Source organism: Actinoplanes sp. NPDC023936 (genome assembly GCF_040639325.1).
Lineage (GTDB): Bacteria > Actinomycetota > Actinomycetes > Mycobacteriales > Micromonosporaceae > Actinoplanes.
Genome location: NZ_JBEZZR010000009.1, coordinates 171,476 through 189,278, shown reverse-complemented (window position 1 = coordinate 189,278; position 17,803 = coordinate 171,476). Strand labels below are relative to the sequence as shown.

Here is a 17,803-nt window from a genome sequence, read left to right as displayed (position 1 = left end):
TCGAAGGCTCGTCGGAATGTGCCGTGTCGGCGCTCATCCAACGTTCCCCGATGGAGATGTCCGATGTGATCGGATTTCCGTACGCCGTTCCAGCGCATAAATCGGACAGGTGTGGCCATACGGTTTAACCCACCTGAGTGATGACATCGCACGATGCCATTGCGTCGACGGGCGATTCCGGTCAGCCGGGACCGTGCCACCCAGCCCGGACAGCCGCCCAACGACGAGCCGCGACGCGCGCCGGCCTCACGCCGCGAGCGGACGCTCGGCGCGCAGCAGGAATCGGTGCGCCCGGGCGGTGAACTCTCCGCGCGCCCGGATCAGCGCGCCGAGCCGGGCGAGGGCCCGCTCGTACCGCTGCGGGGTGAAGTCGCGGATCTGCCAGGGCACCGTGCGCAGCTGATGGACCACCGCGGTGAGGTCCCGGAACGTCACCGGCGGGTGCTCCTCGCGGACCTCGGTCACGCGCAGGCCGGCGGTCTGCAGGGAGGCGGCCGCGACCTCGGCGTCCCACCGGCGCGGATGCGGTGGCGGTGCGCCGAGCGCGACGTTCAGATCGGCCAGGTCGTCGCTGCCGACCTGCTGGGTGAGCAGCACGCCACCCGGCTTGAGCAGGCGGGCGATGTCCGGCGCGGGCAGCCGCCCGTGCCGGCTCAGCACCAGGTCGAACTCGTTCTCCCCGGCCGGCAGCTCGGTGCGCACCGGCACGCCGAACGGGCTGAGCCGCGCCGCGGCGGCCGGGGTGTTGCGGGCCCAGCTCTCCACCGCGACGGTGTGCGGCGGCAGCGGCGCGAGCTCGGCGAGCAGCTCGCCGCCCCCGGTGTCCAGGTCGAGCACGCTCGAGGAGCGGCGCAGCAGCGGGCGGGCGAGATCCGGGTACGACCAGGACGGCTCGGACTCCACGGCCAGGCCGTCCAGCCAGGCGAATTCCCACCCGGTCATGGAGGCGCCGGTAGCCGCGGCGTTGAGCTCTTCCCCCTGCCGGTTGCTGCGCACCCGGGAAACGTAACCGGGCCCGCGCCGGATCAGCGACTCGATCACGGGTCTCTTGCGGTACCGGTGCCGGACTGTGTCTGAACGGTTACCAGCGAAGCTCTGACCAGGGGCGGACGCCCGGGACGGGAGGGTCAGGGACGGACCGGCATCAGCAGTGAGAATCGGCTCTCGTCGCCCGGCACCCGGACGGCGAGCGGTCGCAGCGGGCCGTCCAGCTCCAGCACGAGCTGCCCGGGCCCGCCGGCGTCCAGCGCCTGCAGCAGGAACTCCCGGTTCACCGCGACGTGCGCGTCCTGGTCCGCCTCCCACTCACCCTCGGTGACCAGGCGCAGGCTTCCTGCCCGGTCCAGGCCGAGGATCGAGACCGGGTACGGGTGACCGTCGTGCTCCTTCGGCACCACCGGCGCCGCCGCGAGCTGTTCACGCAGGACGGCCGTGTCCACCGCGATCCGCCGGGTCCCCGCGCCGGTCGCCGGCAGCAGCCGCTGGTAGTCCGGGAAGTCCATCTCGATCGGCTTGCCCTCCACGATCACGTCGCCGGCCTGCGCCCGCGCCCGGTCCGCGGTGAGGTCCAGGGTGGCCGGCCCGGCGGGCAGTCCGCGCATGTCGTCGGCCAGGTCCAGCGGCAGGAACCGCCGGGCCGCCGGTCCCTCCACCTCGGCCGGGACCGAGGCGACGGCGAGCCGGTAACGGTCGGTGGTGACGAGGGTGAGCATCCCCTCGCCGGTCTCGAAGAGCACGCCCGGCGGGACCGGGTCGGTGGCGGCCGCCGCCGCGAACCGGACCGCGTCGAGCGCGGCGTGCAGAGCGGTGGTGGACAGGGTCAGGCGGGTCATCAGGTTCTCCTCCAGGTCGAGTAGCGCGTGCAGGCGAAGGAGCTCACGACGGGCATCGGCCAGCCCGGCTTCCAGCCGGGTGAGGTGGGCGTCCAGCGTCACCCGTACCCGGGAGGGGTCGGGAAGGTCGTGGACCGCTTGCGCGATGTCCGCGACCGGCATGCCCACCCGCCGCAGCCCGGCGATGAGCCGGGCCGCCTTGATCTGGTCGGCGGTGTACCGGCGGTAGCCGGTCGCCGGGTCCACGACGGCCGGGACCAGCACGCCGGCGCCGTCGTAGTAGCGCAGCGCGCTGACGCTCAGACCGCTCGCCCGCGCCGCGTCGCCGATGCCTCGTGTCTCGCTCACGGTGTCCGACCCTGGTGTCTCGACCTGCTGGAGAGTCAAGCTTGCACGATCAGCGTGATCCCCAGGGCGGTCATCACCGTCGCGATCAGGCCGTCCAGCACCCGCCAGGCGGACGGCCGGGCCAGCAGCGGGGCGAGCCGGTGCGCGCCGGCGCCGAGCGCGAAGAACCAGACGAGGCTGGCCGTGGCGGCGCCGATGCCGAACAGCCAGCGGTGCGGATGCTGCTGTGCCACCGAGCCGAGCAGCAGCACCGTGTCCAGGTAGACGTGCGGGTTGAGGTAGGTGAGCGCCAGGCACGTGAGCAGCGTGGCGCGGAGGGTGGCCGGCGCCTGGCCGGTCGTCTCCAGCCGCTGCGGTCGCAGTGCCCGGCGGGCGGCGAGCGCCGCGTAACCGAGGAGGAAGACGGCGCCGACCCAGCGGATCGCGGTGACCAGGCCGGGCTGGGCGTTGATCACGGCGCCGAGGCCGGCGATGCCGGCGCAGATCAGCGCGAGGTCAGAGAAGGCGCAGGTCAGCACCACCGGGAGTACGTGTTCCCGGCGCAGCCCCTGACGCAGGACGAACGCGTTCTGCGCTCCGATGGCGATGATGAGCACGGCGGACGCGGCGAAGCCGGCCAGTGCGGAGGTGAGCATGCCTCCGACGCTAGGTTTTCTCCGGCGTGCACTCCAGCTAAAGATTCTGAAGACGGATTAGATTTCCTTACGTGGATCAGGTGCAGCTCGCTACTTTCCAGGCCGTGGTGGAACAGGGCAGCTTCGAGGCAGCGGCGCGTGCGCTGCACGTCACGCCGTCCGCGGTCAGCCAGCGGATCAAGGCGCTGGAGCAGTCCGTCGGCCAGGTGCTGGTGCGGCGGGGCAAGCCGTGCGTGGCGACCACGGCCGGGCAGGCGCTGGTCCGCTTCGCCGGTCAGGTCGCGCTGCTGGAGCGGGAGGCTCTCGCGCAGGCCCGTGACGACACCCGGCTGTCGATCGTGGTGAACGCGGACTCGCTGAACACCTGGTTCCTGCCGGTGCTGGTCCAGGTGCCCGGCGTGCTGTTCGAACTGCACACCGACGACCAGGACCATTCGGCCGGGCTGCTGCGCGACGGCACGGCGATGGCGGCGGTCACCTCGGAGCGGACCCCGGTGCAGGGCTGCCGGGTGGAGGGGCTCGGCGTGATGCGCTATCTCGCGGTCGCGGCGCCCGGATTCGACGCCTCCGACCTGAGCAGCGCGCCGGTGGTCGTCTTCAACCGCAAGGACGAGTTGCAGCACCGGTTCCTGACCGGCGGTCTTCTGGAGGGCCGGCACCATCCGCCCGTGCACTACGTGCCGGCGGCGGCGTCCTTCGAGGAGTCGATCCGGCTCGGTCTGGGCTGGGGGATGGTGCCGGAGCAGCATGCCCGGCCGCATCTCGCCACCGGCGGCTACGTCGAGATCGCGCCCGGCCGGCATCTCGACGTGCCGCTCTACTGGCAGCGCTGGAAGATCGAGTCGGAGATCCTGGAAACGCTGACGGCCGCCGTTCGCACGGCGGCCGCCAGGTCGTTACGCGTCTGACCAGTGTCGTTGATCAGGCGTTGTCAGTAGTTGATCAGTCGTTGGCGTGCAGGGCGCTGTTCAGCTCGATGCCCGTACCCTTGCGGGGCTTTGCCTCGAGCGCGCCGGAGACGCTGTTGCGCCAGAAGAGGAGATTGTTCACACCGGACAGCTCGATGGCCTTCACCACACGGCCGTCGGGCAGCGTGATCTTGGACGCGGCGGTGATGTAGACGCCGGCCTCGACCACGCAGTCGTCGCCGAGCGAGATGCCGACACCGGCGTTCGCGCCGAGCAGGCTGCGCTCGCCGATCCGCACCTTCTCCTTGCCACCGCCGGAGAGGGTGCCCATGATCGACGAACCGCCGCCGATGTCCGAGCCGTCCCCGACGACCACGCCCTGCACGATCCGGCCCTCGACCATCGAGGTGCCGAGCGTGCCCGCGTTGAAGTTGACGAATCCCTCGTGCATCACGGTGGTGCCGGGGGCGAGGTGAGCGCCGAGCCGCACCCGGTCCGCGTCGGCGATCCGCACGCCGGCCGGGACCACGTAATCGATCATGCGCGGGAACTTGTCGACGCCGTAGACGGCGAGCTGACGGCCCGCCGCGCGCTCCAGGAAGCGCAGCTCGTCGACCCGCTCCGGCGGGCACGGGCCGGCCGAGGTCCAGGCCACGTTCGCCAGCTTGCCGAAGACGCCGTCCAGGTTGAGCGCGTTCGGCCGGACCATCCGGTGCGAGAGCAGGTGCAGCCGCAGGTACGCGTCGGACGCGTCGGCGATCGGGTCGGCCAGCGACTTGATCGTGACGCGGACCTCAACCGTCGAGAGTCCGGGAAGCAGCTTCGGGCCGGTCTGCCCGGCCGGGAGCGCCGGAGCGTCGGCGGGCTCCTCGCCCAGGCCCAGATAGCCGGCCGGGAACCAGGTGTCGAGCACCTGCCCCTCGGCGGTCACGGTGGCAAGGCCGATGCCCCAGGCGGGCACAGTCGAGATCGCGGTTTCCACGACCCGAACCCTACCGGACCCCTGACGAGCCATCTGCGTGCTCCGGGACCACCGGTATGGTGCGCACATGGCCAACCCGCTTACCCCGGACGTGCTGGTAGACCCGGTCGAGCTGACCCGCGCCCTGGTCGACATCGAGTCCGTCTCCCGCGACGAGAAGGTGATCGCCGACTGCGTCGAGGACGCCCTCCGCCGGGTCGGGCACCTGACCGTGCACCGGATCGGAAACACGGTGATGGCGCGCACCGAGCTCGGTCGCGCGCAGCGGGTCGTGCTGGCCGGTCACCTCGACACGGTGCCGATCAACGACAACTGGCCGTCCACTGTCGCCGAGGACCTCATCTACGGCTGCGGCACGTCGGACATGAAATCCGGGGTCGCCCTCGCCCTGCACCTCGCGGCCACCCTGCCCGACCCGGCGTACGACATCACCTACCTCTTCTACGAGGCCGAGGAGATCGAGTCCGAGTTCAACGGGCTGAACCTGGTCGCGAGCGCGCACCCGGAGTGGCTGGAGGCCGACTTCGCGGTGCTGCTGGAACCGACGTACGGGGTGGTCGAAGCGGGCTGCCAGGGAACGATGCGGGTGCGGGTACGGACGCAGGGCCGGCGGGCGCACACCGCGCGGGCGTGGCGTGGCGTCAACGCGATCCACGCGATGGGCGAGGTGCTGCGGCGGCTCGAGGGCTACCACGCGCGGACCGTGACGATCGACGGCTGCACGTACCGGGAGGGGCTGAGCGCGGTCCGGATCTCCGGTGGCATCGCCGGCAACGTGGTGCCCGACGAGGCCTGGATCGACGTCAACCTGCGGTTCGCGCCGGACCGCTCCGAGCAGCAGGCCCTGGATCACCTGCGGGAGGTCTTCGAGGGGTACGAGCTGGAGGTGACCGACTCGGCGCCGGGCGCGCTGCCCGGGCTCGACGCCGCGCCGGCCCGTGACTTCCTCGGCGCGATCGGCATCGAGCCGGCCGCGAAGCTCGGCTGGACCGACGTGGCCAGGTTCGCGGCGCTCGGCATCCCGGCGCTCAACTATGGACCCGGCGACCCGGCGCTGGCGCACGCCCCCGACGAGCACGTCGAGATCGGCAAGATCAGGGACGGCGCGGCCACGCTGTACCGCTGGCTGGCGCCCTGACCGCTGGTTGGCGCCCTGACCGCCGGCCGGCGCCCTAACCCGGTTGCACCGCGACGCGGCCGACGGCGCGCAGCGGAATCTCCATCGTCGCCTCGGGATCCACCACGGGCTCGGTGTCACGTGCCGCGAAAGCCATCCGCCGTTCCTCCACCACCAGGCGGATCCGGCGCTGCATGCGGCGCTGCATCTTGAGGCGCTCGTATCGGTTTGTCACAGGCACCTGCCAGTGATTGGGGTCGGTAACAGTACAGACGTCACAGGGCTACGGTCGGTTGCTTCAATCTGGCAAAAAGGTCTGCGGGTCGCAATCCTCTTGTCGAAACGCACCCGGTTATTCACCGGGTACTGACCGTCCGCACTACCTTTGACGCATGACGGAGAGCACCAACGGGCGATCGAGTCCAGGCCCGGAGCGTCACCGTGGAGGCGTCACTCTGCGCCGCGACTCCATCCCGCCGAGCACGGCCGACGAGAAACTCCTCGACTCGCATCACCGCGGCGAGTGGAAGACCAAGGACGCCTGGCGGGCGCTGCGCATCCTCTCCGAGTTCGTCGAGGGCTTCGACACCCTGGCCGACCTGCCGCCCGCGGTGAGCGTCTTCGGCTCGGCCCGCAGCGGCGCCGACAGCTTCGAGTGCGAGCTGGCCGAGAGCCTCGGCGCGGCCCTCGCCGAGGCCGGCTACGCGGTGATCACCGGCGGCGGTCCGGGCGTCATGGAGGCGGCGAACCGGGGAGCCACCGAGGCCGGCGGGATGTCCGTCGGGCTCGGCATCGAGCTCCCGTTCGAGCAGGGCCTCAACGACTGGGTCGACGTCGGCATCGACTTCCGCTACTTCTTCGTCCGCAAGACCATGTTCGTGAAGTACGCGCAGGCCTTCGTCGTGCTGCCCGGCGGGTTCGGCACGCTGGACGAGCTCTTCGAGGCGATCACGCTGGTCCAGACGAAGAAGGTGACCCGCTTCCCGGTCATCCTGATGGGCGTCGAGTACTGGGGCGGCCTGCTCGACTGGATGAAGCGCCGGATGCTCGACGAGGGCAAGATCAACGCCATGGATCTCGAACTGTTACAGGTCACCGACGACGTCGCCGAGGCGGTCCGGATCATCGTGGACGCCGACGCGGCGCTCGCCGAGGGGAAACTCTGACGTGGCAGCGGTCTGCGTGTTCTGCGCCTCCTCCACCACACTCGAACAGCGCTGGCTCGACCTGGCCGAGGAGACCGGCCGGGTCCTCGCCGAGCGCGGGCACGTGCTGGTCTCCGGCGGCGGCTGCGTCGGCATGATGGGCGCTGTCGGCGACGGCGCCCGCTCGGGTGGCGGCCGGACCCTCGGGATCATTCCGCAGTGCCTGGTGGACCTCGAGGTGGCCGACCTCGGCTCCGACGAGCTCGTCGTGACCGACGACATGAGCTCCCGGAAAAACCTCATGATCGTACGGTCGGACGCCTTCCTCACCCTGCCCGGCGGCCTCGGCACGCTGGACGAGCTCTTCGAGGTGTGGACCACCGCGACGCTCGGCGTGCATCGCAAACCGATGGTGCTGCTCGACCCGGACGGCTTCTACGACGGCCTGCTGAGCTGGCTGAACGGGCTGGTCGACAAGAAGTTCGTCCGTCCCGGCGCGATGGAGATGATCGTGGTGGCGCGGACGGTCCCGGAGGCGGTCGATCTGATCGAGGGCGCACTCGCCGTCTGAGGGGTCCTGCTGCTACCGCCTGCTCGCGGCCGACCCCTCGGTCGCCGTCGCGCGGATTCGGCGGATCCCGGCGTACCTCGCTGACGAAGAACGTCGTACCGGCGTGCTTTCCTTGATGCCGTGAGCACGCCGGTCCCCCCAGCCCCGGTGCGCCGGCCGGCCTATCGCCTGGTCCGGCGTCCCCGCCCGGCCGTCCCCGAGCTGCTGCCCGACGCGGTGCAGGGCGGGGTGGCCGCGCACACCCGCGGCCCGCTGCTGGTGATGGGCGGCCCCGGCACGGGCAAGACCACGGTTCTGATCGAGTCGGTCGCGGCGCGGATCGCCGAGGGGGTGGACCCGGAGCGCATCCTGGTCCTCACGTTCGGGCGTCGTGGCGCGGCGGCGTTGCGTGACCGGATCGAGGCGCGGATCGCCGGCGTGGCCGGTCGGATCGTGCACGAGCCGCTGGTGCGGACCTTCCACGCGTACGCGTTCGGCCTGCTCCGCCGGGCCGCGGCCGAGCGCGGTGAGCCGTCGCCACGCCTGCTCACCGGTCCCGAGCAGGATCTGATCATCCGAGAGCTGCTGGCCGTCGCCGGTGAGGCGTCCGAGCCGGCCGCGCGGGAGGACGACCCGATCGGCTGGCCCGAGGAGCTGCGGCCGGCGCTGGGCACCCGCGCCTTCGCCCAGCAGCTGCGGGACCTGATGCAGCGTGCCGCCGAGCGTGGCGTCGGCCCGGTCCGGCTGGCTCAGCTCGGCGAGCGGCTGGGTCGCGACGACTGGCCGGCGGCCGCGCGCTTCCTCCGGGAGTACGTCGCGGTCCTCGCCCTGCGCGACGTCACCACCCGCGGTTCGACCGCCTACGACCCGGCCGAGCTGGTCCGTGCCGCCTCCGGTCTCCTCGCCGACGAGCCCGACCTGCTGGCCGCCGAGCGCCGCCGCCTCGCCTACGTCTACGTCGACGAGCTGGCCGAGGCCGACCCGGCGCAGCTGGAGCTGCTCGCCCTGGTCGCCGGTGGCGGCAAGCCGCTGGTCGCCTTCGCCGACCCGGACTCGTCGGTCTACGGCTTCCGGGGCGCCGACCCGTCGCTGGTCGGCGACTTCCCGGCCCGCTTCCGCACGCCGGCGGGCGCGCCGGCCCCCACCGTCACATTGCATACGAACTACCGGGTCGCCGCCCCGCTGCTGGCCGCCACCGGTCGCGTGGCCCGCCGCATGCGGGGCCCGATCAGCCACCGGGCGATGTTCCCCCCGACCCCCGAGCAGCTCTCTTCCGCCGAGCTCCCGGCCGCTCCGGATCCGGGCGACGCGCGCGCCGGCGGTGACGCCGAATCGGATGGGGAGGTGCTGGTCCCGGAGGCGGTCGTCCGGACGTTCCGGTCACCGGCCGCGGAGACCGCCTACATCGCTCACGCGCTGCGCGAGGCTCACCTGCTGCACGGGATTCCGTGGTCGCGGATGGCCGTGGTCATGCGGTCGACCTCGTTGCAGCAGCCGTCGGTGCAGCGGGCGCTCGCGGCCGCCGGGGTGCCGACCGTCACGCATGCCGAGGACCTGCCGCTGCACCTGCAGCCGGCCGTGGCGCCGTTCCTGCTGCTCCTGCGGTGTGCGCTCGATCCCGGGGTGCTCGACGAGGAGGCGGCGGTGGCGCTGCTGCACTCGCCGCTCGGCGGCGCCGACCCGCTGGCCGAACGCCGGCTGCGGCAAGGGCTGCGCGCGCTCGCCCTCGCCGCGGGTGACCGGCGGCCCTCCGGTGAGCTGCTGGTCGACGCGGTGCGGGACCCTGCCGGGCTGGACATGGTCGACCGCCGCTGGGCCCGCCCGGCGAAAGGCCTCGCCCACCTAATCGACGTGACCCGCAAAGCCGCGGCCGAGCCGGGCGCCAGCGCGGAGGACGTGCTCTGGGCGGTGTGGCGGGCCAGCGGCCTGGCCGACAGGTGGTACGCGATGAGCACCGGCTCGGTCCCGATGCCGGACCAGCGGGAGGCGGGCCGTGCCCGGCGCTGGCGTGCCGAGGCGGCCGACCGGGACCTGGACGCGATGGTGGTGCTCTTCGACGCGGCGGCCCGGTTCGTGGACCGGCTGCCCGGCGCCCGCACCGAGGTGTTCCTGGAGCACGTTCTCGCGCAGGACCTGCCGGCCGACTCGATCGCGCCGAGCGCGGACCGGGGCGACGCGGTCCGGCTGCTCACCGCGCACGCGGCGAAAGGCCTGGAGTGGGACGTCGTGGTCCTCGCCGGGGTGCAGGAGGGCATCTGGCCGGACCTGCGCCTACGCGGCAGCCTGCTCGGTTCGGAACGCCTGGTCGACGTGCTGGCGGGCCGTCCCGCGTCCGGTCCGGCGGCGGTGGCCGGGGAGACTTCGGCGCTGCTCGACGAGGAGCGGCGGCTGTTCTACGTGGCGATCACCCGGGCCCGGCGCCGGCTCGTGGTGACCGCGGTGGCCTCAGCGAGCAGTGGCGGGGGCATGGGCGGCGAGGAACAGCCGAGCCGGTTCCTGACCGAGCTGGCGGCGGCCGGCCCGGCGGCTGGCCCGGCGGGCGGTCCCGGCGCGGGCCCGGCGGGCGGCCCGGACACGCCGCCGCCGGACGACCCGCCGGAGCCGGACCCCTGGGACGCCGGCCCGCCCCCCAGCCCGGACTCCCCGGATGCCGACTCCGGCGACGCGGGCCCCGACGACGTGGAGCACGCCGCTGCCGCGGATGCGGCAGATGCGGAGCAGGACGCCGAGCCCGAGGACCCGGAACTTGAGGACGCCGAGCCCGGGGACCCGGAACTTGAGGACATTGAGCCTGAGGACACCGAGCCCGAGGACACCGAGCCCGAGGACCCGGAGCCGGTGGATGCGGCATCCGGGGACGCGGCGGCCGAGGATGCTGAGCTTCCGGTCGGGCGGGCGCCCCGGGCGCTGACTCTCGCGTCGCTGGTGGCCGAACTCCGTACCGTCGTGGTGTCGGACCGGGAAACGCCCGCCCGGCGGCGCGCCGCGGCGACCGAGCTCGCCACGCTGGCCGCCGCCGGTGTGCCGGGAGCTCACCCGGACGAGTGGTGGGGCCTGCGCCCGCTCTCCGACGACCGGCCGCTGATCGACGAGGGTGACGCGGTGAAGGTCACGCCCTCGTCGATGGAGAGCGCCCTGCGCTGCAGTCTGCGCTGGCTGCTGGAACGGCACGGTGGCGCGGCCCCGGCCGGTCCCGCGCAGGGGATCGGCAATCTGGTGCACGCCGCCGCGATGCTGGCCGAGGACGCGAACGCGGACCGGGAGAAGCTGGTGGAGTACGTGAGCGCCCGATTCGACTCGATCGAGCTGGCGGCGCGCTGGCTGGCCGGCCCGGAGCAGGAGCGTGCGCAGGGGATGGTGGACAAGCTGCTGCGCTGGCTCGCGGTGAACCCGCGGCGGCTGCTCGCGATCGAGCACGAGTTCACGGTGCGGCTGGAGGACGAGCGGCGGCCGATCCAGCTGACCGGGCGGGTCGACCGGCTGGAGATCGACGACGAGGGCCGGCTCGTGGTGATCGACCTGAAGACCGGCAAGAGCACTGCCGTCTCCGGCGCCGATGTGGCGGAGAACCCGCAGCTCGCGGGCTATCAGGCGGCGGTCGACGCGGGCGGTTTCGCGGATTACGGCACGGACAGCGGCGGCGCGGCTCTCGTCCAGCTCGGTCCCGGCAAGGAGGCCCGCGAGCAGATGCAGGTGCCGTTGACCGAGGCCACCGACCCGCAGTGGGCCTACGAGATGGTCCGGCGGACCGCCGAGACGATGGCCGCGTCGACGTTCTCCGCGGTGGCGAACAGCCGATGCCGGGTCTGCCCGGTCCGCACGAGTTGTCCCATCTCCGGCAAGGGGCGGCAGGTCGTCGAACCACAATGAGTCAGCACCCGCCCGAAATGAGCCGGCACACGCCCGACCCGAGCCGGCAGGGTTCCGAACCACCCCGGCCACGCCGGCGCGCCGACTCCGGTCCCCGGTACACGCCGCGCGAGCTGGCCCGCATGCTGCGCCTGCCGCCGCCGACCGCCGAGCAGGAGGCGATCATCGCGGCCCCGGTGGCCCCGCTGCTGGTGGTCGCGGGCGCCGGGTCCGGCAAGACCGAGACGATGGCGTCGCGGGTGGTCTGGCTGGTCGCCAACGGGTACGCGCATCCGGGCGAGATCCTCGGGCTCACGTTCACCCGCAAGGCGGCCGGGGAGCTGGCGCACCGGGTTCGTACCCGGGTCGGGCAGTTGATCCGCCGGTTCGGCCGGGACGACGCGTTCGCCGGCGAGGCGACCATCTCGACCTACCACGCCTACGCGGCCCGGATCGTCACCGAGCACGGCCTGCGCGCCGGTTACGAGCCGTCCGCCCGGCTGCTCACCGAGGCCGCCCGCTGGCAGATCGTGGACTCGCTGGTGCGGGCGTACACGGGCGAGATGACCGGCCTGAACCGGGCGCCCGGCACTGTGACCGACGACGTGCTGGCGCTCTCCGCCGAGATCGCCGAGCACCTGCGGACGCCGGACGACGTCTCCGCCTGGACCGGTGGCTTCTACGCGGACGTCACCGAGTTCCCGGGCCGGGTCTACAAGGATGTCGCCGACATGCTCCGCCGCCAGCAGCAGCGGCTCACCCTGCTGCCCCTGGTCCGCCTCTACCAGCAGCGCAAACTCGACCTGGAGGCGATGGACTTCGGCGACCAGATGGCCCGGGCGGCCCTGGTGGCGCGGGACCATCCGGAGGTCGGCGCGATCGAGCGCGGCCGGTTCCGGATCGTGCTGCTCGACGAGTACCAGGACACCAGCCACGCCCAGGTGACGATGCTGAACAACCTGTTCGGCGGCGGCCACGCGGTCACCGCGGTCGGCGACCCCTCGCAGTCGATCTACGGCTGGCGCGGCGCCTCGGCGGGGACGCTGGAACGTTTCGCCACCGAGTTCCCCGACCGGGCGGGACATCCGGCGTGGATTCAGACGCTCTCCAAGAGCTGGCGCAACCGCCCGGAGATCCTCGCGGTGGCGAACCGGGTCTCGGCGCCGCTGCGGGCCGGGGCGGTGGTCACCGAGCTCACGTCGGCCGAGCGGGTGGCCGAGGCGGTCGGCGGCCGCACCGTCACCTGCGCGCTGCTGCCGACGTACGCCGACGAGGCCGAGTGGATCGCCGACTCGATGCTGACCGGGTGGCGCCTGGCCGCCGGCCTGCCCAGCGCCCCGGCCGCCGAGATCCCGCTGGAACGCCGGCCCACCAGCGCGGTCCTGGTCCGGGTCCGCAGCCAGATTCCGGTGATCGAGGAGGCGCTGCGGTCCCGTGGCCTTCCGGTCGAGGTGGTCGGCCTGGGCGGCCTGCTGGACACCCCGGAGGTACGGGACATCGTCTGCACCCTGCGCGTGCTGGCCGACCCGACCGACGGGGCCTCGCTGTTGCGGCTGCTGACCGGCGCCCGCTGGCGGATCGGCCCGCGTGACCTGGTGGCGCTGCACCGCCGGTCCCGGGCGATCGCGGCGGCCCGCACCCCGTCGCCGACCGACGCCGAGGAGGCGGACGCGACAGCCGACCGGCTGGACGACGCGACACTCGTCGAGGCGATGGCCGACCTGGGGATCGCGGCGCAGTACTCGGCGGAGGGGTACGCGCGGCTCCGGGCGTACGGGCTGGAGCTGGGCGCGCTGCGGCAGCGTCTCGACCAGCCGCTGCCCGACCTGCTCGCGGACATCGAGCGGACCATCGGCCTGGACGTCGAGGTGGCGGTCCGGGGCTGGGCGGCCGGCGACGCCGGACTGGCCCGGGCCCACCTGGACGCGCTCGGCGAGGCGGCGACCCGCTACAGCAGCGAGAACGAGAGCGGCACGCTCGCCGGGTTCCTCGCGTTCCTGGCCGCCGCCGAGGAGGAGGAGCGCGGCCTGGAGCCGGGCCAGGTCGACGTGGTCGAGGGCGCGGTGCAGATCCTGACCGCGCACGCCGCGAAGGGCCTGGAGTGGGACGTGGTCGCGGTGGCCGGCCTGTGCCGGGGTGTCTGGCCGGGCCAGACCCGGGCCTCCGACCACTATCTGGGCGGGATCGGGGTGCTCCCGTTCCCGTTGCGTGGCGACGCCGACGGGCTGCCGGACCTGGACCTGTCCGGAGCGGCCGACCAGAAGGACGTGGCGGGCGCGCTGACGGCGTTCGGCCGAGCCTGGCGCGAGCACGACGAACGGGAGGAACGGCGGCTCACGTACGTGGCGGTGACCCGTCCCCGCCGCCTGCTGCTCTGCTCGGGGTACTGGTGGGGCCAGGGCGTGAAGCGGCCACGCGGACCGTCGGTCTTCCTCGACGAGATCCGGGAGGCCTGCGCCGCCGGGGCGGGTGTGGTGGACAGGTGGACGCCGGAGCCCGCGCCGGGGGAGTCGAACCCCGGTGATCAGGCGGTGGCGAGCGCGGAGTGGCCGTCCGACCCGCTGGGCACGCGCCGGCCGGCGATGGCGGCGGCCGCCGACCTGATCCGCCGGATGATCACGGATCCGGACGCGTCGGTGGCGGAGGCGTTCGTCGAGCTGGCGGCGAGTGAGCCGGAGGTGGCGGCGCGGGCCGCGGATGCCGCCGACGCGGCGGGACTGCCCGAGGCCGGTGACCCGGTGCGCCCGGTCCGGCCCGAGGCCGGTGACCCGGTGCGCACGGGCCGGGCCGATGACGCCGGTGACGAGGCGGGGGAGAGCGCGGACCCGGACATCGCTCGCTGGCGGCGGGAGGCGAGGCTGCTGCTCGCCGAGCGGTCCGAGCGGACCCGGCAGGACGGCCCGGCCGAGGTGGCGCTCCCGCCGCACCTGTCGGTCTCGCAGCTCGTCGTGCTCCGGCGGGACCCGCAGGCGCTCGCCCGATCGCTGCGGCGTCCGCTGCCACGCCGCCCGGCGCCCCAGGCACGGCGGGGCACCGCGTTTCACGCCTGGCTGGAGCAGCGGTTCGGAGCGAGTCGGCTGATCGACATCGACGAGCTGCCGGGCGCGGCCGACGAGGGCGCGGCAGGTGACGAGGAGCTCGCCGCGCTGCAGGAGGCGTTCCTGACCGGGGAGTGGGCCGACCGGACCCCGGTGGAGGTGGAGGTGCCGTTCGCCACGACCGTGGCCGGGGTGGTGGTGCGCGGGCGGATGGACGCGGTCTTCGCCGAGGGGGACGGCCGTTTCGACGTGATCGACTGGAAGACCGGGCGGCGGCCGTCGGGCGCGGAGGCGGAGGCCGCGGCGGTGCAGCTGTCCGCGTACCGGCTGGCCTGGGCGACCCTCGCGGGCGTTCCGGTGAACCGGGTCCGGGCCGGCTTCCACTACGTCCGGGAGCAGGTCACGGTGCGTCCGGCCGATCTGATGGACGCCGCCGGGCTGGCCGCGCTGATCGAGGAGGTGCCGGAGGAGTCACTCTGACGAGTGAACACCGGCGGCGGCCAGCAGGTGGATCAGGGCATCCGCGTACGCCTTCTCGGCGCTGGACGCCACGAACACCCGCTCGGTGTCGAGCAGCTGAACGCGTACCGAATAATCGCCTCCCTCGCGACGCAGCTCCCGGAACGTGCCGCCGAGCAGTTCCCGCAGCTGATCTTCGCGGGGCAGCCAGATCGCCTCGTCGAGTTCGACGTCGTCGAGAGCCCACTCGGTGGTGCCGTTGAAGCCGATGATCCGCCCGTCCGGCCGGTCGTGCACCTGGATCGTCATGTTGCTGAGCACGAACAACTCGTCGTCGAGATCCCGGTCCGGCACCGCGAACCGATCACCCGGACGGGGCTTCCAGATCAGCCCCGCGGTCTTCAGTTGCCGCGCCGTTTCCATACCGAGCACGTCCCGGCCTCCTTTGTCGTGATACGCTCGCGAGCGTTGTCAGTTTGGTTCCCAAGTACTCAGGAGCGCCTGTGGGGAAGTCTGCCCCAGGCGCTCTTTGTCGTAACCCGGGTTTCTCCGGTACGGGCGATCAGTACGGCGACACGAGTCCCGCAGAATGCGGGTCTTATTACCTCGTTCCCGTCCATAATGGGCAGGAACGATCGACCGTCGAGGAGACGATCATGGTTACCGGCGTTGTGAAGTGGTTTAACGCGGACAAGGGCTTCGGATTCATCACCCCGGACGACGGCGGCGCCGACGTCTTCGCCCACTTCTCCGCGATCCAGATGTCGGGCTACCGCAGCCTGGAGGAGAACCAGCGGGTTGAGTTCGAGGTCACCCAGGGCCAGAAGGGCCCGCAGGCCGCGAACATCCGCTCCGTCTGATTCCGAGCCTGATCGGCTGTCGCCAGCAGCCGTAGGTCTCAACTGAAATCGGCGTCGTGCCCAGCCCGGGTGCGGCGCCGATGCCGTTTCAGCGGCAGAGCGAAGCCCGGGCAGGAGCGAAGCCCTGGAACGAGTGAGGCGCTGGCATCGGTGAAGCCCTCGGCACGCCGAGGGCTTCACTGATCTTTTTCGGTCAGACGCCGGGGAGCGTCACACGGTGGGAACGTCGGACGGCGCCGCCGCGGACGGTGCCGCCGCGGGCGGCAGCGGGGCGGTTCCGCCGAGGTGGGCGGGAAGCCACCAGCGATCGTCGTCACCGGCGGGCTTCTCCGGGTACGCCCTCTGGACAGCGTCGAGGAGTCCGCTCAGCCGCTCCTTCAGCAGGGCCGTCGCCGCCTCGGGCGTGGCGCCCTCCGGCACGTGCAGCGCCTCACCGATCTTGATGAGCACCGGCACGTGACGCTTGGTCAGCTCCTTCTTGCGGCCTTTCGTCCAGAGCCGGTGCGGGCCCCAGACCGCCATCGGGATCAGCGGGACGCCCGCGTCCTGCGCCATCCGCGCGGCGCCCGATTTCAGCCCCTTGATGGTGAACGACTCGCTGATCGTCGCCTCCGGGAAGACGCCGACGATCTCACCGTTCCGCAGCGCGTCGGTGGCCGCGCGGAACGCCGCCGTGCCGGCCTTGCGGTCGACCGGGATGTGCTTCATGCCGCGCATCAGCGGACCGCTCACCGTGTGGTCGAAGACCGATTTCTTCGCCATGAAGCGGACCAGCCGCTTGGACGGCTGTGCGCCCAGGCCGCAGAAGATGAAGTCCAGGTAGCTCGAGTGGTTGCTGGCCAGCACCGCCCCGCCGCTCGACGGGATGTGCTCGCCGCCCTCGACCTCGATTTTCAGGTCGAGCACGCGAAACAGAGTCTTCGCCAGACCGACAACAGGGGGATACACCAGTTCCATGGCAGCACGGTAGCTGAGATTTCTGGGAAAGGCGTGGTACGGGTGGACAATGCCGGCGGCCGTGCCGAGCCCGGTTACCTCTCGTGGTGTTCACTGAAGAGCATGTCGGAACGGAACGCGTGGAGCCGGTCCGGCGGGGCATGGTCGTCGGGCATGGTCACCGCTTCCGGCGTACCCCCGCTGGCCCCTGATCCGCCCACGCCGCCGGAGGCGCCGCGCCCGGGTGGACCGGAACGGCGCCGGCGGCAGTTGCGGATCTTCGGTGGGATCGCCGCGGGCATCCTGGCCGCCGGTCTGGCCGTGCTGCTGATCGTGATCCTCGGTGCGGAGAGCAACCCGTTCGGCGGCGACAAGGCGGCCGGCCCGGCCGATCTGCGGCCGCCGCTGGCACAGGCGTGTCCCGCGCCGGCCGAGTCGCCCGGGGGCGCGCCCACCCAGCGGCCGAGCGCGGCGCCGCCGGCCACCGGGGAGCGGACCACCGACTCCGAGGCCGGCATCTCCTACCGCAGGTACGGCGCGCCCTGGCAGGTCTGGGACACGGTGTGGAAGGCGGGCACGCTGGAGGTGCCGTACCGGGTGGGCCAGCACTTCGTCACCGAGGTGTACAGCGGCGGGGAGTACCACGCGTCGATCCTGTCCGGCGCGGTGCCGGCGGCGGACAACGACGCGGTCTCCCTCGACCTGGAGTGCGTCGGGCGGCAGGTGGCGGCGGACGTGCGGGCCGAGTACTACCCGCAGCCGAACACCATGGAGCCGCTCCGCGACGAGGTCACCACGCTGGGCGGGCTGCCGGCCTGGGTGAGCGAGTTCCGCCTGCGGTTCGAGGCGAACGGGCTGACCGCCACTGAGGAGCTCTCCGCGGTGGCGGTCATCGACGTCGGGAAACCCACCGCCGCCATCCTGTACGTGTCGATACCCGGCACCCACAAGCAGTTCGACTACGTAGTAGAGGATGTCCTCAACTCCGTCAGACCCCTGTAACCCACAAACCCGCGAACCCGCAAAACGCCGCCGGTGAGTTGGCCCCTGGTTTCCCGACGCCCGCGGGGTGTGCGGGCGGCGGGAAACCAGCGGCCAACTCACCGGGTCTAAGGCGTTTTGCCGCGGAGCGAAGCGAAGCCAG

The 17,803-nt window shown here is 72.5% G+C and carries 15 protein-coding genes; 8 read left to right on the top strand and 7 right to left on the bottom strand.

Annotated elements, in window-relative coordinates; all coding sequences use genetic code 11:
* Positions 1 to 246: 246 nt before the first annotated feature.
* The 3 genes from AB0F72_RS15335 to AB0F72_RS15325 all read right to left on the bottom strand — a co-directional run bounded on the left by AB0F72_RS15335 (position 247) and on the right by AB0F72_RS15325 (position 2,815).
* Complete coding sequence (locus AB0F72_RS15335; protein WP_360430655.1) at positions 247 to 1,041, bottom strand: methyltransferase domain-containing protein; 795 nt, start codon at positions 1,039 to 1,041, stop codon at positions 247 to 249.
* A gap of 86 nt (positions 1,042 to 1,127) precedes the next feature.
* Positions 1,128 to 2,180: a MerR family transcriptional regulator gene (locus AB0F72_RS15330; RefSeq protein ID WP_360430653.1), complete on the bottom strand. Its 1,053-nt coding sequence runs from the start codon at positions 2,178 to 2,180 to the stop codon at positions 1,128 to 1,130.
* A 35-nt stretch (positions 2,181 to 2,215) separates the two neighbouring features.
* A complete protein-coding gene (locus tag AB0F72_RS15325) occupies positions 2,216 to 2,815 on the bottom strand; it encodes a LysE/ArgO family amino acid transporter (protein WP_360430651.1) in 600 nt (199 codons plus the stop codon).
* Between the two features lie 71 nt (positions 2,816 to 2,886).
* Here AB0F72_RS15325 and AB0F72_RS15320 point away from each other — a divergent pair, with 71 nt between their 5' ends.
* The gene (locus AB0F72_RS15320; RefSeq protein WP_360430649.1) at positions 2,887 to 3,723 is read left to right on the top strand and encodes a LysR family transcriptional regulator ArgP; all 837 of its coding nucleotides are present in this window, start codon (positions 2,887 to 2,889) and stop codon (positions 3,721 to 3,723) included.
* Between the two features lie 34 nt (positions 3,724 to 3,757).
* On the opposite strand, the gene dapD is transcribed toward AB0F72_RS15320, so the two are convergent.
* Positions 3,758 to 4,738, bottom strand: coding sequence for a 2,3,4,5-tetrahydropyridine-2,6-dicarboxylate N-succinyltransferase (dapD, locus tag AB0F72_RS15315; protein ID WP_360430647.1), 981 nt, complete (start codon positions 4,736 to 4,738; stop codon positions 3,758 to 3,760).
* A 34-nt stretch (positions 4,739 to 4,772) separates the two neighbouring features.
* On the opposite strand from dapD, the gene dapE reads away from it, so the two are divergent.
* Positions 4,773 to 5,843, top strand: coding sequence for a succinyl-diaminopimelate desuccinylase (gene dapE, locus AB0F72_RS15310; protein ID WP_360430645.1), 1,071 nt, complete (start codon positions 4,773 to 4,775; stop codon positions 5,841 to 5,843).
* 34 nt (positions 5,844 to 5,877) lie between these two features.
* Here the strand turns inward: dapE and AB0F72_RS15305 are convergent, their stop codons facing one another.
* Positions 5,878 to 6,057, bottom strand: a complete 180-nt coding sequence (locus AB0F72_RS15305) for a hypothetical protein (RefSeq protein ID WP_360430643.1) — start codon at positions 6,055 to 6,057, stop codon at positions 5,878 to 5,880.
* 157 nt (positions 6,058 to 6,214) lie between these two features.
* Between AB0F72_RS15305 and AB0F72_RS15300 the strand changes: the two genes are divergently transcribed.
* The 4 genes from AB0F72_RS15300 to AB0F72_RS15285 all read left to right on the top strand — a co-directional run bounded on the left by AB0F72_RS15300 (position 6,215) and on the right by AB0F72_RS15285 (position 14,884).
* Complete coding sequence (locus AB0F72_RS15300; RefSeq protein ID WP_360430641.1) at positions 6,215 to 6,988, top strand: TIGR00730 family Rossman fold protein; 774 nt, start codon at positions 6,215 to 6,217, stop codon at positions 6,986 to 6,988.
* 1 nt (position 6,989) lies between these two features.
* Positions 6,990 to 7,538, top strand: coding sequence for a TIGR00730 family Rossman fold protein (locus tag AB0F72_RS15295; protein ID WP_360430639.1), 549 nt, complete (start codon positions 6,990 to 6,992; stop codon positions 7,536 to 7,538).
* Positions 7,539 to 7,658: 120 nt separating this feature from the next.
* On the top strand, positions 7,659 to 11,387 hold the full coding sequence (locus AB0F72_RS15290; protein ID WP_360430637.1) for an ATP-dependent DNA helicase: 3,729 nt from the start codon (positions 7,659 to 7,661) through the stop codon (positions 11,385 to 11,387).
* Between the two features lie 122 nt (positions 11,388 to 11,509).
* Entirely contained in the window at positions 11,510 to 14,884 is a 3,375-nt protein-coding gene (locus AB0F72_RS15285; RefSeq protein WP_360430773.1) for a UvrD-helicase domain-containing protein, read from the top strand.
* Here the strand turns inward: AB0F72_RS15285 and AB0F72_RS15280 are convergent.
* Positions 14,876 to 15,286, bottom strand: coding sequence for a pilus assembly protein CpaE (locus AB0F72_RS15280; protein ID WP_360430771.1), 411 nt, complete (start codon positions 15,284 to 15,286; stop codon positions 14,876 to 14,878). The two genes, AB0F72_RS15285 and AB0F72_RS15280, sit on opposite strands and share 9 nt — an antisense overlap.
* 233 nt (positions 15,287 to 15,519) lie before the next feature.
* Between AB0F72_RS15280 and AB0F72_RS15275 the strand changes: the two genes are divergently transcribed.
* A complete protein-coding gene (locus AB0F72_RS15275; protein WP_014447450.1) occupies positions 15,520 to 15,723 on the top strand; it encodes a cold-shock protein in 204 nt (67 codons plus the stop codon).
* Positions 15,724 to 15,933: 210 nt separating this feature from the next.
* On the opposite strand, the gene AB0F72_RS15270 is transcribed toward AB0F72_RS15275, so the two are convergent.
* Positions 15,934 to 16,680: a lysophospholipid acyltransferase family protein gene (locus tag AB0F72_RS15270; protein ID WP_360430635.1), complete on the bottom strand. Its 747-nt coding sequence runs from the start codon at positions 16,678 to 16,680 to the stop codon at positions 15,934 to 15,936.
* Positions 16,681 to 16,782: 102 nt separating this feature from the next.
* Between AB0F72_RS15270 and AB0F72_RS15265 the strand changes: the two genes are divergently transcribed.
* Positions 16,783 to 17,661: a hypothetical protein gene (locus tag AB0F72_RS15265; protein ID WP_360430633.1), complete on the top strand. Its 879-nt coding sequence runs from the start codon at positions 16,783 to 16,785 to the stop codon at positions 17,659 to 17,661.
* Positions 17,662 to 17,803 lie beyond the last annotated feature (142 nt).

Coding starts and splice junctions, on each gene's coding strand:
- AB0F72_RS15325 (WP_360430651.1), bottom strand. CDS start 2,815: ATGCTCACCTCCGCACTGGCCGGCTTCGCCGCGTCCGCCGTGCTCATC.
- dapD (WP_360430647.1), bottom strand. CDS start 4,738: ATGGCTCGTCAGGGGTCCGGTAGGGTTCGGGTCGTGGAAACCGCGATC.
- dapE (WP_360430645.1), top strand. CDS start 4,773: ATGGCCAACCCGCTTACCCCGGACGTGCTGGTAGACCCGGTCGAGCTG.
- AB0F72_RS15300 (WP_360430641.1), top strand. CDS start 6,215: ATGACGGAGAGCACCAACGGGCGATCGAGTCCAGGCCCGGAGCGTCAC.
- AB0F72_RS15285 (WP_360430773.1), top strand. CDS start 11,510: ATGCTGCGCCTGCCGCCGCCGACCGCCGAGCAGGAGGCGATCATCGCG.
- AB0F72_RS15280 (WP_360430771.1), bottom strand. CDS start 15,286: ATGGAAACGGCGCGGCAACTGAAGACCGCGGGGCTGATCTGGAAGCCC.
- AB0F72_RS15275 (WP_014447450.1), top strand. CDS start 15,520: ATGGTTACCGGCGTTGTGAAGTGGTTTAACGCGGACAAGGGCTTCGGA.
- AB0F72_RS15270 (WP_360430635.1), bottom strand. CDS start 16,680: ATGGAACTGGTGTATCCCCCTGTTGTCGGTCTGGCGAAGACTCTGTTT.
- AB0F72_RS15265 (WP_360430633.1), top strand. CDS start 16,783: ATGTCGGAACGGAACGCGTGGAGCCGGTCCGGCGGGGCATGGTCGTCG.